This window comes from Leptolyngbya sp. GGD (assembly GCF_026735145.1).
In the GTDB taxonomy this organism is placed as follows: domain Bacteria; phylum Cyanobacteriota; class Cyanobacteriia; order Leptolyngbyales; family Leptolyngbyaceae; genus Leptolyngbya; species Leptolyngbya boryana.
The window spans coordinates 532,288-548,126 of record NZ_JAPQKE010000004.1 but is presented as its reverse complement, the minus strand read 5'-3'; the positions used below and the strand labels follow the sequence as shown (position 1 = coordinate 548,126).

Sequence of the window (15,839 nt, the reverse complement as noted above, 5' to 3'; positions counted from 1 at the left end):
TTAAAGGCAGTAGCTTCTATAAAAAGCTATGAATACCTTTTTTAGTTTTTAGCAGCCTTTGCAATTCGGGCAATATTCTAAATCTGAAGGGTTGGAACAGCTCGAAGGCAACGCTTTTGTATTCGAGTTCTTTAGCGGCATGCCATTCCCACAACGCTTTCATCCGTGGATCGGCTTCTGCCAAAATTTTGTGATGTAGAGAAACTTCCGATATCCTTAGATCAAATTCTGCTGCGCCCACAGTGCTGCTGCTACTCGATCGCGCATTCCTAACTTGCTCAAAATTTGAGTCACATGATTTTTGACGGTTCCTTCGCTGAGGAAAAGCTCCTGTGCAATCTCTTGATTGTTCTTCCCCTCACCTACTCGTTTCAATACTTCAATTTCACGTTTGCTTAATTCGTCGAGATGGCAGTTCGAGGACGGTGGTTTCAGTTGAGAAAAAGCTTTGGGTGCAATCGTCGGTCCAAGTTGGCTATATCCTTGAGCGACCGATCGGATTGCAGTCGCAATTTCAGGGGCAGGAGTCCGCTTCAAGAGATATCCGAGTGCCCCGACTTGAAGCGATCGCAGAATGTACTCATCGTCATCGAAGGTGGTGAGGACTAAAATCCGAATCCACGGATAGTACTGATGAATTTCTTGGGTGGCTTGTACGCCATCACAAACGGGCATTCGCACATCCATCAGAATCACATCGGGTTGTAAATGCTTTGCTGCCTTGATCGCTTCTTGTCCATTGGCTGCATGACCCGCAATTTCCAGATCTGCTTCGACTGAAAGCATGGTCGCGAGTCCTTGCCGGAAAATTTCCTGGTCATCGACAAGCAATAGACGAATCATAGCGGCAGTATGATCGAGATTTGAGTCCCTTGAGTAGGTGCGGTTTGTAACTCGAACTGTCCGCGCAACAGTTGAACTCGCTCGATCATACCCTGAAGTCCAAATCCTGGCTTGAGTGTTGTTGCATCAAATCCAATTCCATCATCTTTGAGATTGAGCATTAGACCTGTTGGTGTTTGATCGGCAGAAAAGTAAACGTGAGTTGCTTGGGCATGTTTCTGAACATTCATCAATCCTTCTTTTACAATGCAGTACACTTGATAGCTCTGATAAACAGGGAGATGAGGCAAGTTTACTTTCCATTGCACTTGAACTGTTGAAGTTTGTCTTAGTTGTTCGAGGAGCGCAACCAAGGCGTGATTCAGATCGAAGTCAGATTGACGCATTCGATCGAGAGCTTGACTCACATCCTCGATGCACTGTCGCGCTAATCGTTTTGCGGTATCGACAGCTTGAAACGATTGATCGAGATTGTGCGATCGTAGGGTTTGAGCAACCGCAAGCTGGGTATCTAAATCGGTTAAGGTATGTCCGAGCGAGTCATGAATTTCTCGTGCAATCCGGGTTCGCTCTAGGGTAGCGGCTAAAGATTCAACTTGTTCGGTCAGTTCTTCGATCTTCTGATCGCTTTTCTGTTGCACCACAATCATCTGGCTGAGCATGACCGTGAAGAAACTGGCAGCCGTGTAGATGGCAAGCGTAAAGATGATAAATCGAATGGGGTTGCTGAGATTCAGACCGAGTGGATCAAGCGGAATTGATTGCTGAAGGCGATGCACTTCTCCGAGATATTCGCTGACTGTCCACGGCACAACCATTATTACAATGAGCCAAATGGTGCTGCGATGTCCAAGCAGGAAATAGCTCTTAGCAAAATAGATGTACGGAAATAGGGTAAAGTCAATGCCAAGCGACTTCGCCGATACAAACGTGAGTAATCCGAGTGCAATGTAGATGATCCGTAGCCCGCGAGGACGATCAAGCGGAAAGACCCAACTCAGCAGAAAAAACAGAATCCAGAAATTCAGGACTACAGGCAAATTGTATTCAGGAGCGCTCCACCACATTCCGAGGTAAGCCGTCAGTAGAACCCCCTCTAGAGCGCGAAACGATTGAGGTAGAGATCGCAGGAAAACCATGGAAGACAGAATGTCAACATCTTTCTCTCATCTCTCTGACTATACTGCACTTACCCAATTCCAAAATAGTGACCTGGGTCATGGTTTTCCGTGCCTCGTCGGACTATTTTCTCGACTGCGTTGCTGTTAGATTAACGTTCAATCCCGCTGTTCGATTTAATGCACGTTAATCCCTTGAGAACGCAATGCTCAATCAGTTTGAACCTGGCAAACTTACGATAAAACGTCCCAACCTGAAGTGGATTGTTGGATTAGGCATTGTTCTGCTGCTCGGAACTGGATTCATCGCTTTGCGTCTGACTTCTACGCCTTCAAACAATTCTGCTAATTCTAAATCGACTGCGCCGACCCCGCCTGCAACAACAGTGAATGCGTTGGGACGACTGGAGCCGCGAGGGGAAGTGATCAAAGTTTCTGCACCCAGTCAATCAATGGGTGGCAGTCAAGTCATTGAACTACGAGTCAAGGAGGGCGATCGCGTTCAAGCAGGTCAAATTGTTGCGGTTTTGGATTCGCGCGATCGCTTACAGTCGAGTTTGATTGAAGCCCAGCAGCAGGTTCGCGTGGCTCGATCGCGGCTTCAAGCCGTCCAAGCGGGTGCAGAACGCGGAGAAATTGCTGCGGCACAAGCAGAAATTCGGAACCTGAAAGCACAGCGTTCTGGTGAGATGAAAGCCCAGCAAGCGACGATCGCACGATTGCAAGCTGAATTACGCAATGCCGAAACAGAGCTACAACGAAATCAAGCATTAGCGCAAGCAGGTGCGATCGCAGCGTCTACTTTAGATAGTCGAAAAGTTGCAGTTAGTACCGCTCAAGAGCGACTGAATGAAGCACTTGCCGCATTCGATCGCACTCAGCAAACACTAACCGCACAGATTCAGAAAGCAGAAGCAGCATTGTCTCAAACTGTAGAGGTGCGACCTACAGATATCAGTACAGCACAAGCAGAAGTGGATCGTGTGATCGCGGCTGCTCATCGAATTCAAGCTGAACTCAATCAAGCGTATGTCCGTGCCCCTGTGTCTGGTCGAGTCTTGAGAATCCAAACACAAGTTGGAGAAATCGTTGGAGATAACGGAATTATTGAACTCGCCGCAACCGATCAAATGATTGCGATCGCAGAAGTGTATGAAAGTGATATCTCAAAAGTTCGTCAAGGTCAAACGGCAATTGTTACCAGTCCGAGCAAAGCGTTTTCCCAACCGCTTCGAGGAAAAATTTACCAAATTAGTTCGCAGATTGCCAAGAAAGATATTTTAGATACCGATCCGACTGCTGCGACGGATGCCAGAGTCATCGAAGTGAAAGTGCAATTCGATCGAGTGACAAGCCAACAAGTCGCAAATTTGATCAATCTTCAAGTCAACGTGGAGATTCAGCCATGATCGATCGCAAGATTCCGCTGGCTTGGCGGCAGTTAATGGGACAAAGGGGAAGATTTATCGTTGCACTTGCTGGAATCAGCTTTGCAGATGTCTTAATCCTGATGCAACTTGGATTTCAATCCGCGCTCCTCGACAGTAATACTCGTCTACATCGCAAGTTGAACGCTGATATTGTTCTAGTGAGTCGGCAAGCGCAAAATTTAGGATCACTCAATACGTTTTCTCGACGGCGCGTAGTTCAAGCAGCTAATTTGCCTGAAATTCAATCTGCTGAATCGCTTTATGTACGGCTTGCTAACTGGCGAAACCCACAAACAAAGCTGGAATCCTCGATTTTGGTGTTAGGGTTTAATCCGATTCGACCTGCGTTTGATCTTCCAGAGCTTGAGCAAAATGCAGCATTGATTCGCTATCCAGATACGCTTTTATTCGATCGAGGCTCTCGTGGGCCGTACAAAGAAACGATCGCACAAATCGAACAAGGCAGTCCGGTCACAACTGAACTGGAAGGACGGCGAATCTCAATCCGAGGACTATATCGAGTGGGGTCTTCGTTTGTTGCGGATGGCAATGTGATGACGAGCGATCAAAATTTTCTGAAACTCTTCAATCAACGCCAACCGGGTGAAGTCAGCATTGGATTAGTGCAATTAAAACCAGGAAGCAATCCAACTGCTGTGGTGAATACACTACGTTCTACGTTGCCGGATGATGTCAAAGTGCTAACGAAACAGGAATTCATTGAATTTGAGCGCAACTACTGGCAACAGAGTACAACGATCGGCTTTATCTTCAGTTTTGGTGTTGTAATTGGATTCTTGGTCGGTGTTGTGATTGTCTATCAGATCATCTACAGCGATGTGATTGATCATCTCGCAGAGTACGCAACGTTAAAAGCTATTGGATACCGCGATCGCTATCTACTCAAAGTAATTTTTCAAGAAGCATTAATTCTTGCAGTAATCGGATTCGTTCCGGGCTGTCTCATCGCCAATGGAATGTACACCTTGACGCGCAATACTACAAATCTACCGCTATTTATGACCCGTGAGCGAGTTGTACAGGTGCTACTGCTAACCGTTTCGATGTGTTCGATCTCAGGTGCGATCGCTATCCGAAAACTGCGATCGGCTGATCCTGCGGACATCTTTTGAGTTTGATAGATAGGATTTGGAGACTCTTGTATGCACTTTGTCCGATTCGGTTTGACATTTTCAGCGATCGTGGTTGCGATTTCCATGAGTCAAAATTGCTTTGCTCAAACAGTTGACGCTAGCTCTGTACTACAACTCTCTCAACCTCTCGAAAGCCCAACTCCACCGAGAGAACGGCGTAGCTACATCGGGATTGGTGGAGGGCTAGGAATCCGGGGTAGTGAGACAGGATTAGCTGATGGCGGGGTTTCGATTCTGTCCCGAATTGGCATCACCAATAGCATTTCGGTTCATAACTCGACTGTGTTTGGCAATCAAACTGCCGTGATGCCTGCATTGACGCTCGGCATCCCAATTCGGAATACAAACACGGCTGCTGTAGTTGCGTATCCATTCATTGGTGGTGGTATCAATATCAATACCTCGCAAGATTTTGAGGTTGATCCACTGTTGGTTGCTGGTGTTGATGTTCCACTTGCCGATCGCATTATGGCAACAACTCGACTAAATGTAGGCTTTGGTGAGAACGAAACGGATGTGGGCGTGATTTTAGGAATTGGCTACCGTTTGTGATTTTATTCAATGATGCAACTTTCTTCTGTACAACAGCAATTTGAGACTTCAGCAAAACCATCGCTGATATCGATTCGCAATCTCAGCCATTGTTTTGGTCAAGGACAACTGAAAAAGCCTGTTCTGTTCGATATCACATTGGATATTCAAGCAGGTGAGATTGTGATTATGACAGGTCCCTCTGGCTCAGGAAAAACAACACTGCTTTCTCTGATTGGAGGACTACGCGCCTGTCAGACCGGAAGCTTAAAGATTGTGGATCAAGAACTATGTGGAGCAACACGATCGCAGTTAGTTCAGGCAAGACGGCAAATTGGCTACATTTTTCAAGCACACAATCTACTCAATAGCTTAACTGCTCAAGAGAATGTAGAGATGACGCTGGAGTTGCATCCTCAGATTCCTTGGCGCGATCGCCAGCAGAAAGCACAACAAATGCTGGAGACGGTTGGACTAGGAGAGCGCACCACTTACTATCCAGATAGTCTCTCTGGCGGGCAGAAGCAGCGGATCGCCATTGCCCGCGCTCTCGTGGCGAATCCTAAGATTATTCTCGCAGATGAACCCACGGCTGCACTCGATAAGAAATCAGGACGCGATGTGGTCGAACTGATGCAACGGCTTGCTCAAGAGCAAGGCTGCACAATTTTGCTGGTTACGCACGACAATCGCATTCTTGATATTGCTGACCGAATTATCGAGATGGAAGACGGTTACTTAATTCAAAAAGACTAAGGATGCCGAAAGAGTTTCTGAAGCAAGTTCACGGAGATTCTACCAGGAGAAAGACATGAACGGACAATCGATCAGTTTAGCGATCGTATCAATCTTAGGAGTACAGATGATGACATTACCTGTGGATGCCGTTTCTAATAGCCGTCTTACTGTTGAGGTTAGCGGCTTGAGAAACCAGGATGGAACGCTGTGTCTGAGTTTGTTTTCGAGTGAACAAGGCTTTCCAAATCAAAGCGATCGCGCCATTGCCTCTCGCTGTATTGAAGCTAAAGAAGCGACAGCTACCTTTGATCAACTGCCACCGGGACGATATGCCGTTGCTGTTATTCATGACTCTAACGACGATGGCAAGCTCAACACTGGTTTTCTCGGCATTCCCAGAGAAGGGTTTGGCTTTTCGCGCAATCCGAGAATTGGAACCCGTGCGCCGAGTTTCAGAGACACTGCCTTTCTCGTCGCTGGAGAAAGCACCAAGATTCAGATCGCTCTGAGATATTTGCTGTAAAAATCTTTCGCTGTTATCTACAAGGAGTTACTGTGTTATGAACTGCTCAAAGCTCAATATTATTGGTTTCGCGATCGTTCTCTCAAGCTTTGCCCTCAGCTTCCCTGCTCAGACTTGTCCGTCTGCGTCAAAGTCTACATCCGTTCAAGCTTCCGCTCGTCAGCCCCAAACGATCGTTGATATTGCCGCCTCGAATCCAAACTTCAGTACGCTGGTTGAGGCAGTCAAAGCCGCAGGACTGGTTAAAACGCTGTCTGAGCAGACTTAGTTAACAGTTTTTGCTCCGACTAACGAAGCCTTTGCTGCATTGCCTCCAGGAACGCTCGAACAGTTGTTGAAGCCCGAAAATCGTGCAGCACTGAGAAAAGTACTGACCTATCATGTGGTTCCAGGAGCATTAGAGTCAAAGAACCTGCGCTCTGGTCAGGTGAAATCAGTGGAAGGGAGTCCGGTGAATGTTCAAGTGGCAAATAATCAGGTTAGGGTCAACGATGCAACGGTCATTTCTGCGGATGTGAAAGCAAGTAACGGTGTCATTCATGTCATCGATCGTGTGATTCTGCCCCCTGATCTCTAATCTTCTATGCTGCAACTTACTTTTGCCGAAAACGCACCGTCTGATATTGCTGATGCTTACGATCGCTGTCGTCAACTCACTTGCGTGAATTCGACCACGTTTTATCTCAGTAGCCAACTGCTGCCGCAATTTAAACGCCAAGCAATCTGGGCAATCTACGCTTAGTGTCGGCGCACGGATGAACTAGTGGATGGGGTTGTATCTGCTGCTACCACCTTGCTGACATTAGACAGATGGGAAAGACGGCTCGAAGCGTTGCGGGTCAGCCACAGGACGATTACGATGCAGCCTTAACAGATAGCATCGAACGATTGGAGATCGACATCCATCCCTTTCGCGAACCGATCGAAGGTCAGCGAATGGATCTCCGTCAGAATCGTTATGAAACCTTTGCCAGCTTGTATGACTCTTGCTGCCGAGTTGCGGGGACAGTGGGGTTGATGTCGCTTGCAGTCATCGGGACGCAACCAACTCTATTCAATACGCCTTGCTTTTTCGCGGCTTCTCATGCACTGTTTCCAAACTCGCCCGAAAGCTCTCCCATTCAATCTCTTCCCCTAAACGCACCAGCAAGTCTTTCTTCTGTTCCAACTTCGCCTAACGCTGTTCGATTTTGTCTTTCCCGAACCCCTGTCTCATCAGTACTATCTTCCCAGTATCCCTGCTTCTAGCCTGACATCCTTTTTCCTAGTTGGCTCTGGGCTTAATCTAATTTTTCGAGGTGCCCTATAGTTAATGTAGAGTGTTGACTACTGAAATAGAGATATCGAACTATATCTGAGTTTCATCCACAAAAAACTTCCAGTGCTTACTCAGTTCTTAGAGAATGGTTAAGAAGTTTGTGGCTAAAAACTAGACGATTCGTAAATTTATCGTTGCTCAATTCTTTTTAACTACCTGCTTCAGATGAGATCGCTGCTTTCAAAGCCTCAATTGCTGCTTCAGCAACTTCAATATCCTGCTCATCTGTGCCAGAACCAATGCCAATACCACCAATCACCTCGCCATGAATCTCGATCGGTAAACCTCCTGCAATTGTGGCAAACCGATTTCCCGATGCCAAGGCAATTCCCACTGCTAAGTCAGTTGGTAATTGCCCTGTAGAAACCTTTGCCGAAACTGCCGTATAAGCCTTTTGAATCGCAGAAAATTGGCTATGAAGTTTAGCCCCCTCCATCCGCTCAAACACCATCAAATTGCCCCCTCGATCGACAATAGCAATACATTGAGGCACACCCATCGCTTCAGCTTTTGCGATCGCTGCTTGCAACAGCACCTTTGCCCCCTGCACAGACAAGTCCAAAACTCGATTTACATACATTCCAAAACTCCCATAAGGCATGAAGAGAACTTGTCTAGAATAGCCTCAATCAACACCTATTTTGTCCCTGCATCTCCTAATATGCCTTCCACTAACCAATCCATTTTCTGCAACTGAGGATCTTGCAAGCTATACGTCTTTCCAGAGGGGATCACAACATTTCCTTTATTGTCTTTCAGTTCTCCCTTAAAAATCGCCAAACTTCCATCAAGAAGCTTCGCTTTGGCAGCTTCCACTGCGTTTTTCGCTTCAGCACTCACAGATGCACCAAAGGGGGAAAGCTTACAGAAGTCCTCTTTCAGTCCGCCTGCAACAACATGAGGAATCCCGCCATTCATCAAGGTTTTGCCAGCTTTAACCATCTCAACATAAGTGCTGTAAATCTTGCCCCAATTCCACTCTACGCCTGTTAAATACCCTTTGGGTGCTAAACTTGCCTGATTGATATGGTAGCCAGAGGAAAACGCACCTCGTTTTTCAGCAGTAGTAATGATGACTTTCATGTTATCAACTCGACCGGTCAGTACGTCTGCCCCCTGATCGAGCAGGCTATTTGCAGCTTCAGCTTCTTTAACAGGCAATGACCAGTCGCCTGTTACAATTGCCTGAACCACAATATTCGGTTTAACACTTTGCGCTCCTAGTGCGAAGCTATTCGCCTCCCGTAAAACGACAGGAATAGGTTTTGGAATGATGAAGCCAAGCTTGCCAGTCTTAGAAGTCAATGCTGCTACAATCCCTGCCAGATAAGCAGGTTCAACTAAGTCGCTGAAGTAGGAACCGACATTCTTAGGATATTCATCCTTGTAAGGTTGGTTTGGATGAAAAAGTTGAACTTCTGGGAACTCACGAGCAATCTTTAAGCTGTGAGGATTGAAGTATCCATATGAGGTTGGAAATAAAACCGTTGCCCCATCCTGCTTAATCATGTTTGTCATCGTTTCTTCGGCTGCCGTCGTCTCAGGAACGCTCGCTTCCTCAACAATTTTGACTCCACTCAGTTTATCGACAGTTGCTTTGCCCTCAGCATGTGACTGGTTATAGCCATAATCATCTTTGGGTCCGACATAAATGAATCCGATCTCAAGGGGTTTAGAACTGGGTGTAGGATTCGGATTCGTAGCTATATTCGAGGTAGGTGTGCATCCTATCCATAAGCGAGAACTTGCACCAAATGCTCCAGCAGCTAGCAGACCCCGAATGACTGTGCGGCGATTCATAATTCGGTAAGATCGATTGCTCATGTAATTGTTTTTTAGATGATTAATCTCTTACCTCTAAACAATGTGGAATGCTGTATCGTCGGTTTCTATTTCATCTTCTTAAAAGAAGATAGAGACGCTGCCATTTTCACTAGATAAGCAATCAAACAGATTTGGAAGTCCAAAACTGGGATTCACATTTGCGCTGAGCGACAATACGCCCACGCTTAATCACCGTTCGTTCAAGCGGAGCAGCCGCGATCGCTTCAGTGACAGAATGAGCATTCAAGATCACCAGATCGGCAAGATGACCCGGTGTAATGCTGTGATTGAGTTCTCCGATCGCTGCGGCAGCCTCAGTCGTCGCCATCGCTAAACATTGTGTCTGCTGGCTTGCAGTCCCTAAATGCAGCACCTGCGCCAGCAATGTACAAAGCTTTAGTACATCTCCATCTCCGAAGGGGGTAAAGAGATTTTGCACATTGTTCGTTGCCACACCAACCGTCGCGCCGGAGGTTGCCAAGGTGTGAATCGGAGCCACGCCGCGCCGGACTCGATGCGTATCTTTTCGCGCCATCATATACAAGTCAGATGCAGGCAAAGCGAGCAGCGAAATTCCCGCTAAACGCATCGATCGAGCAAGCTCCAAGAGTTCTTCAGGGGGTAAGTTCGCGAGTTTGGTCATATGCCCCAAACACACTCGTCCTTGCCATCCTCGCCGTTGAGTTTCTGCAATCACAAACGGCAGCATCAACGGCAAGTCATCATCGAGAAAATCAAGGTGAAAATCGACATCACAATCAAACTCCTGAGCAATGTCAAACACGATCCGCACATTCTGCTCTGGGTCTGGATCGACGTAAGGAGCAGAGCCAATCACATCTGCTCCTAAAGCGACTGCCTCACGCAAAAGTTTCGGAAGATGCGGTTGATTCGTGATTCCTTCTTGAGCGAACACAGCCAGTTGGAGTGTAATTCCCCAAGCAAATTCCTGTTGCAAGGGTAGCAGAGCTTCCATTCCGGTCAATCCAATGACTTGATCCACTTCGACATGAGATCGCATCAGGGTTATCCCCCAGGAAATCGCTTGCCAGAGTGCCCGTCGCGCTCTGGCTTGAATGTCTGCAACGGTAAAAGCCTGCTTTGCTTTTAGGGTTTCTCGCATTGCCTCGTGAAAGGTACCTTCTACAGCAGGAGTGCGATCGAGCAGAAAGACTTTGTCGAGGTGGATATGAGCATCGACTAAGCCTGGAATCACCAATTGCTTTTGGGCATCTAGAATGGTGTTTCCCTGGACTACGCGATCGATCTCGGTAATGATTCCGTCTGTGATTGCGATCTCCCAAAGTCCCTCTCGCTCTGGCAAACAAGCATTCACAATTCGCAAATCGACCATTGGTTCTGTTCCTGTTAATTACCGGATTGCCTTTTCCGTATCACTGAGCGCCACTTCTAGCCCATGAATTGCCGCTTTAGCCAAATGTACAGTAATTTTTTATTTGTCATGGTGACGCATGAGTGTCATTAAGACTATAAAGCCTATCTCTTCTAACTTTTAGCGTTCAGTGAAGCCATTGACACTGTAGCTATCACACAACGTCACACCGTTGGGGATGAGCGATAGAAGCGGCGGTGCAAATTGTGTACTTGCACTGCAAGTTCGGGAACCGGACCCTCCACGACCACATCCGGGACGACTTCCTGGATCGGCAGGGGGCGTACGGGAAGGGGAGGAACCCCTAGCTCAGCAAGCCAGGTTGCCAGTTGCTCCGAGGAGCTTGCATATACAATGCGACCCAGACCCACCCAACCATGCGCCGCCGAACACATCGGGCAGTGTTCTCCGGAGGTAAAAACGGTTGCCGTAGCTCGTTCTTCAGGAGTCATGTTTGTCGCTGCCCATCGTGCTAACGCGAACTCAGGGTGGCGGGTTTGGTCGCCAGATGCCACGCGGTTGTAATCCTCGGCAAGAACGGTTCCATCGGCAGCAACAAGGACAGAGCCAAACGGATGATTGCCTAGCTCTAGTGCTTCGGCTGCCAGTTCTACACAGCGACGTAAATGTTGCAATTCGGTATCGTTCATCATCATTCGCTTAAGTAACAATTCATCAGAATTCCTATCGAAGTGCCCAGAATAAGATGAGATTCGCTCATTATGCTTATACTGGTTTCCATTCGGGCAACCGCATGGAAGAGCAAGACACTTTTATTAAAACTCGATCGCTGAATTTGCGCTAGGTTGTCGATCGCGCTTCTGAAGTTCAATCGTTCAATATTGTGAGGAGAGTTCAGATGCAAAAACGTGCGAGGGCAGTTGTGAGTACAGTTGTTTTTTCGCTTTTAGCGGTCAATGGGACTCATGCTTTCGGTCAACCCGTGCGAAATGAAAAGCAAATTTCGCTAGAACTCGCAAGCGAAGCGGCAATGTCGGCGATCGCGCAATGTCGGGAGCAAGGCTTTCGCGTAAGCGCTGTGGTTCTTGACCGAGGCGGAAATACTAAAATAGCGATGACCGATGACGGCGCAGGCTTGCATACTCTAGATAGCGCACGGCGCAAAGCTTACACAGCCTTGACCTTTCGCGTACCGAGCGCCGAGTTTGCGAAACGGGTCGCTACGACTCCAGCTTTGGCAAGTTTTGAGGGAGTGATCGCGTTGGCAGGCGGCTTGCCAATAAAATCGGGCAATGAGGTGATCGGCTCGATCGGCATTGGTGGCGCACCGACTGGAGAACGAGACGAAGGGTGTGCCCAAACAGGAATTCGGAAAATTCAGAGTCGATTGTGAGAGCAGGAAATGGTTGTAACAAGTCCTGACAGTTGAACCCAAGCATTACGCCAGGATCAGCTATGCTGCGATCTCTTTCATGGCTATTGGGGAGAGGGGACGGGTTAGGTTTCCCAGGGAGAGAGTTCGTCGATCGGAGTGGTAACACCTTATTTTTGAGGTGGTAACAGCGCTGAAAATCTCGCAATTGTTGACTTTCAGTCAGTACTGGTGACTTACCATGATTGCACCTGTTACTCCCTTGTAAATTAAGGTGGTAACAGTCGAAAGCGTTAATATGTGGGCATTTTGGTTTATTGTTACCACCGTTACCACCTATTTCGTATAAAACATTTTTTATTTTGGGTGTAATCTGATTGGTTCGATATTGGTATTGCTGTTATTGCAAATTCCGGAATGCAACCTATATCTAGATTATGAGAAAAGACTATACTCAATGGCATTGAAGGGGTCAGGAGGTCGAATCCCCTTAGCTCCATATCCTGAAAACAATGAAGGCTGACATTCTTAATTTTGAATATTCAGTGATTAGGTTGATAATGTCTATGTAATCGCTGTTTCTTGGGAATCCTCACTCCAGTATGTCTATGTCTCAGGGACAAGTCTGGAGTTAGTTGCTCATGCGCGTCGCAATCCATCACTATGATTTTGGCTTGGTTGGCTTGTCAATTGTAATTGCCATTCTTGCCTCATACAGTGCTTTGGATTTGGCAGGGCGAGTGACAGCGACCCAGGGCAAAACCCGATTTGCTTGGCTATTCGGCGGTGCGGTCTCGATGGGCATCGGAATTTGGGCAATGCACTTTATCGGTATGTTAGCTTCGTGTATTCCCATACCCGTCAGTTACAACTGGTCTATGGTTGGCTTGTCGATTCTACCCGCCATTGGCGCTTCTGGAGTGGCATTGTTCATTGTGAGTCAGCCCCAGATTCACCTCACTCAAATGGCTCTAGGCAGCATTTGCATGGGATTGGGCATTGCCGTGATGCACTACAGCGGAATGGCAGCAATGCAGCTTTCTGCCACAATTGTTTATGACCTCAAACTGGTTGCGGCATCGGTTGGAATCGCGATCGCAGTTTCAGGTGCCGCACTGTATCTTGCATTTCGGCTGAGAGAGCAAAACTCGTTAAATTGGGCACTGAGACGACTTGCCAGTAGTACGCTGATGGGGCTTGCCATTCCAACGATGCACTACACAGGCATGGCAGCCGTTTCCTTCCGTGTGATCGATTCAGCCCTCCCCATCCAATCGAACTTTAATGCTGGAATCTTAGCGATCGATATTGGTCTAGGTGTAGGACTGATTCTGAGTCTGGTTCTCCTGAGCGCCTTTCTAGATCGTACTCAAGCCCAACGTCTTGCGCAAACTCTACATAAATTACAACAGACGCAAAGCCAGTTGCAGTTACAATCTGAGCAACTCCAAGAATATAGCCACAGCTTGGAACTGAAAATGGCGGAACTCGATCGCAGTCGTGCGTTTTTACAAGCCCAGCGGGAGTCTTCGTTAGATGGGATTTTGGTTGTCGATTGCGATCGCAAGATTGATGCCCATAACCAACGATTTCTAGACCTCTGGCATGTCCCGAGCGATCTGAGAACGACCCGCGATGACCATCGAATGTTGGCGTATGTCGCTGAACAAATGCTAGATCCCCAAGCATTTTTCGAGAAAGTCATCTATTTCTATGATCAGATTCATGAATCTGATCATTGTGAATTACTGCTCAAAGACGGCAGAACTTTAGAGCGAACGTCAGTTCCGGTGAATGCAGAGAATGGAGAAAATTGGGGACGAATTTGGTATTTCCGAGACATCACAGAGCGCAAACGAGCAGAAGCAGAAATTTTGCAAAAAACTCAGGATCTAGAGCAAACGCTCATCGAGTTGCAGAATACGCAAATGCAAATGGTGCAGGCTGAAAAAATGTCGAGTCTGGGGCAATTAGTGGCGGGCGTTGCTCACGAAATCAATAATCCCGTGAATTTCATTCATGCCAACTTAGAGTATGTGGATCAGTACAGCCAAACTCTGCTCAATTGTGTGCGTCTCTACCAGAAGTCCTGTCCTCCCTCTATAGCTGAAATTCAAGTAGAGGAATTGGACTTGGAATTTGTTCAGCAGGATTTGCCCAAAATTCTCAGTTCGATGCGAAGCGGGACAGAACGAATTCGTCAAATTGTGCTGTCACTCCGCAATTTCTCACGTCTCGACGAATCGGAATTCAAAGCAGTCAATCTGCACGAGGGGATCGACAACACGCTACTCATGTTGCAACATCGCTTGAAAGCGACTCCGGAACGTTCAGCAATTCAAGTCAAGAAGGAGTATGGCAACTTGCCGCTTGTCGAATGCTATGCTGGACAACTCAATCAGGTGTTTATGCATATTTTGGTGAATGCGATCGATGCGTTAGATGAGCGAGATGCCAAATTACGATATCTAGAGAGCCAACTCAGCCAAATCCACATTCGGACTTCCGTCATTGAAACGCAATGGGTGCAGATTGCCATCTCTGATAATGGAATCGGGATACCCGCAGCGGTGAAGCACCGGATTTTCGACCCGTTTTTTACCACAAAACCGATTGGTAAAGGGACAGGTATCGGAATGTCGATTAGCTACCAGATCGTCACCGACCAACACGGTGGCAAACTCGAATGCTGCTCTCTGCCAGGTCAGGGAACAGAATTTAGAATCAAGATTCCAATTTGCCAACTAAACAAGCATGAAGCTGTCGTTTGACGATCAAAAGTAGTCGCACTCGGGATGTGATCTACTTATCTATGCCGATTCGGGATAGATAAAAATCCTGCAAGCTATGGAGATAGTTTTAACGATCACTCAAAGCCATCATGTTTGATGCTCAATTTGTGTCGCTCCCTGCCGACTGGCACGCTTTCACGCAACATCTTCCCCTTGCTTTCATCGCCAAAGCCTTTTTAACGCTGTTTGTCATCATCGATCCGATCGGGTTAGTTCCCCTGTTTATCTCGCTGGTTGAGGGTCGATCGCTAGAGGAACAAGCGCGGATTGCCCGACGCGCTATTTTCGTCTCCGCCGCAATTCTTTCGACATTTGCTCTCTCTGGAGCCTTTGTTCTCCGCTATCTTGACATCAGCATTGAGGCATTTCAGGTGACCGCAGGAATCTTACTCTTCAAGATTGGCATTGATATGGTGTTTGCCCATCGTGAGCGAGAAACCAAAGAAGAAGAACAAGAAGCACACATGCGTCAGGATGTGAGTATTTTTCCGTTAGCAATTCCCTTAATTGCAGGTCCTGGTACACTCGCCAGTATGCTGATTCTGATTCAGGAAGCTGAAAGTCATGTGTTGGGAGAAGTGATCGTCTTAACGGATGCCGCGATCGTACTGTTGATTGCTTACGGATTGTTAATGCTGGCAAAGTATTTAGCCCAATGGTTGGGACAGACAGGGGTGAATGTGGTGACTCGAATTTTAGGAGTGTTGCTGGCAGCACTAGCAGTGCAATACATTGCAGATGGCACAATTGCTTTGTTACAAGCGGGTGTGATCCACTTTTTGCAGCAGCATCCGGTCTAGTGAGCGGACATTCGGATGTCAAACTCATTCTGAAATCGGGTC

General features: G+C 47.3%; 18 protein-coding genes and 1 pseudogene. 12 read left to right on the top strand and 7 right to left on the bottom strand.

The features are described from left to right. Positions 1 to 16 precede the first annotated feature (16 nt). From OU814_RS21810 to OU814_RS21800, 3 genes are read right to left on the bottom strand one after another with little or no spacing between them, the layout of a single operon-like run. Complete coding sequence (locus OU814_RS21810) at positions 17 to 241, bottom strand: metal-dependent hydrolase (protein WP_268242069.1); 225 nt, start codon at positions 239 to 241, stop codon at positions 17 to 19. Continuing rightward, positions 217 to 843: a response regulator gene (locus tag OU814_RS21805; RefSeq protein ID WP_268242068.1), complete on the bottom strand. Its 627-nt coding sequence runs from the start codon at positions 841 to 843 to the stop codon at positions 217 to 219. The genes OU814_RS21810 and OU814_RS21805 overlap by 25 nt, the downstream gene beginning before the upstream one ends. Next, the gene (locus OU814_RS21800) at positions 840 to 1,982 is read right to left on the bottom strand and encodes a sensor histidine kinase (RefSeq protein WP_268242067.1); all 1,143 of its coding nucleotides are present in this window, start codon (positions 1,980 to 1,982) and stop codon (positions 840 to 842) included. Before OU814_RS21800 ends, OU814_RS21805 begins: the two co-directional genes overlap by 4 nt. A gap of 185 nt (positions 1,983 to 2,167) precedes the next feature. Between OU814_RS21800 and OU814_RS21795 the strand changes: the two genes are divergently transcribed. The 9 genes and pseudogenes from OU814_RS21795 to OU814_RS21755 all read left to right on the top strand — a co-directional run bounded on the left by OU814_RS21795 (position 2,168) and on the right by OU814_RS21755 (position 7,585). Beyond that, complete coding sequence (locus tag OU814_RS21795) at positions 2,168 to 3,370, top strand: ABC exporter membrane fusion protein (RefSeq protein ID WP_268242066.1); 1,203 nt, start codon at positions 2,168 to 2,170, stop codon at positions 3,368 to 3,370. Next, entirely contained in the window at positions 3,367 to 4,524 is a 1,158-nt protein-coding gene (gene devC, locus OU814_RS21790) for an ABC transporter permease DevC (protein WP_268242065.1), read from the top strand. The genes OU814_RS21795 and devC overlap by 4 nt, the downstream gene beginning before the upstream one ends. 30 nt (positions 4,525 to 4,554) lie before the next feature. After that, entirely contained in the window at positions 4,555 to 5,097 is a 543-nt protein-coding gene (locus tag OU814_RS21785) for a hypothetical protein (RefSeq protein WP_268242064.1), read from the top strand. A gap of 9 nt (positions 5,098 to 5,106) precedes the next feature. Further along, a complete protein-coding gene (locus OU814_RS21780) occupies positions 5,107 to 5,832 on the top strand; it encodes a DevA family ABC transporter ATP-binding protein (RefSeq protein ID WP_442786148.1) in 726 nt (241 codons plus the stop codon). Positions 5,833 to 5,887: 55 nt separating this feature from the next. Further along, on the top strand, positions 5,888 to 6,337 hold the full coding sequence (locus tag OU814_RS21775; protein ID WP_268242063.1) for a DUF2141 domain-containing protein: 450 nt from the start codon (positions 5,888 to 5,890) through the stop codon (positions 6,335 to 6,337). A 37-nt stretch (positions 6,338 to 6,374) separates the two neighbouring features. Then, positions 6,375 to 6,605, top strand: coding sequence for a hypothetical protein (locus OU814_RS21770; RefSeq protein ID WP_242044378.1), 231 nt, complete (start codon positions 6,375 to 6,377; stop codon positions 6,603 to 6,605). A gap of 12 nt (positions 6,606 to 6,617) precedes the next feature. Next, positions 6,618 to 6,914 (top strand): annotated as a pseudogene (locus tag OU814_RS21765) (fasciclin domain-containing protein); the annotation flags it as partial. 6 nt (positions 6,915 to 6,920) lie between these two features. Then, positions 6,921 to 7,079 (top strand): hypothetical protein, encoded by a 159-nt coding sequence (locus tag OU814_RS21760; RefSeq protein ID WP_017287495.1) that lies wholly within the window; start codon positions 6,921 to 6,923, stop codon positions 7,077 to 7,079. 68 nt (positions 7,080 to 7,147) lie between these two features. Continuing rightward, positions 7,148 to 7,585 carry a squalene/phytoene synthase family protein gene (locus OU814_RS21755; protein ID WP_268242062.1) on the top strand — a complete coding sequence of 146 codons (438 nt, stop codon included), beginning with the start codon at positions 7,148 to 7,150 and terminating at the stop codon, positions 7,583 to 7,585. A 218-nt stretch (positions 7,586 to 7,803) separates the two neighbouring features. Here OU814_RS21755 and OU814_RS21750 read toward each other — a convergent pair whose 3' ends face one another. The 4 genes from OU814_RS21750 to OU814_RS21735 all read right to left on the bottom strand — a co-directional run bounded on the left by OU814_RS21750 (position 7,804) and on the right by OU814_RS21735 (position 11,522). Further along, positions 7,804 to 8,235 carry a GlcG/HbpS family heme-binding protein gene (locus OU814_RS21750; protein WP_036045643.1) on the bottom strand — a complete coding sequence of 144 codons (432 nt, stop codon included), beginning with the start codon at positions 8,233 to 8,235 and terminating at the stop codon, positions 7,804 to 7,806. Positions 8,236 to 8,291: 56 nt separating this feature from the next. Continuing rightward, a complete protein-coding gene (locus OU814_RS21745; protein ID WP_268242061.1) occupies positions 8,292 to 9,479 on the bottom strand; it encodes a BMP family ABC transporter substrate-binding protein in 1,188 nt (395 codons plus the stop codon). Between the two features lie 121 nt (positions 9,480 to 9,600). Then, positions 9,601 to 10,833: an amidohydrolase family protein gene (locus tag OU814_RS21740; protein WP_268242060.1), complete on the bottom strand. Its 1,233-nt coding sequence runs from the start codon at positions 10,831 to 10,833 to the stop codon at positions 9,601 to 9,603. Positions 10,834 to 11,036: 203 nt separating this feature from the next. Next, positions 11,037 to 11,522: a nucleoside deaminase gene (locus OU814_RS21735; protein WP_268242059.1), complete on the bottom strand. Its 486-nt coding sequence runs from the start codon at positions 11,520 to 11,522 to the stop codon at positions 11,037 to 11,039. 209 nt (positions 11,523 to 11,731) lie between these two features. Between OU814_RS21735 and OU814_RS21730 the strand changes: the two genes are divergently transcribed. From OU814_RS21730 to OU814_RS21720, 3 genes are all read left to right on the top strand, one after another. Next, a complete protein-coding gene (locus OU814_RS21730; protein WP_268242058.1) occupies positions 11,732 to 12,226 on the top strand; it encodes a GlcG/HbpS family heme-binding protein in 495 nt (164 codons plus the stop codon). Between the two features lie 620 nt (positions 12,227 to 12,846). Beyond that, positions 12,847 to 14,976 carry an MHYT domain-containing protein gene (locus tag OU814_RS21725; RefSeq protein ID WP_268242057.1) on the top strand — a complete coding sequence of 710 codons (2,130 nt, stop codon included), beginning with the start codon at positions 12,847 to 12,849 and terminating at the stop codon, positions 14,974 to 14,976. Positions 14,977 to 15,086: 110 nt separating this feature from the next. Next, positions 15,087 to 15,797: a MarC family protein gene (locus tag OU814_RS21720; protein WP_017287485.1), complete on the top strand. Its 711-nt coding sequence runs from the start codon at positions 15,087 to 15,089 to the stop codon at positions 15,795 to 15,797. Positions 15,798 to 15,839: the final 42 nt, after the last annotated feature.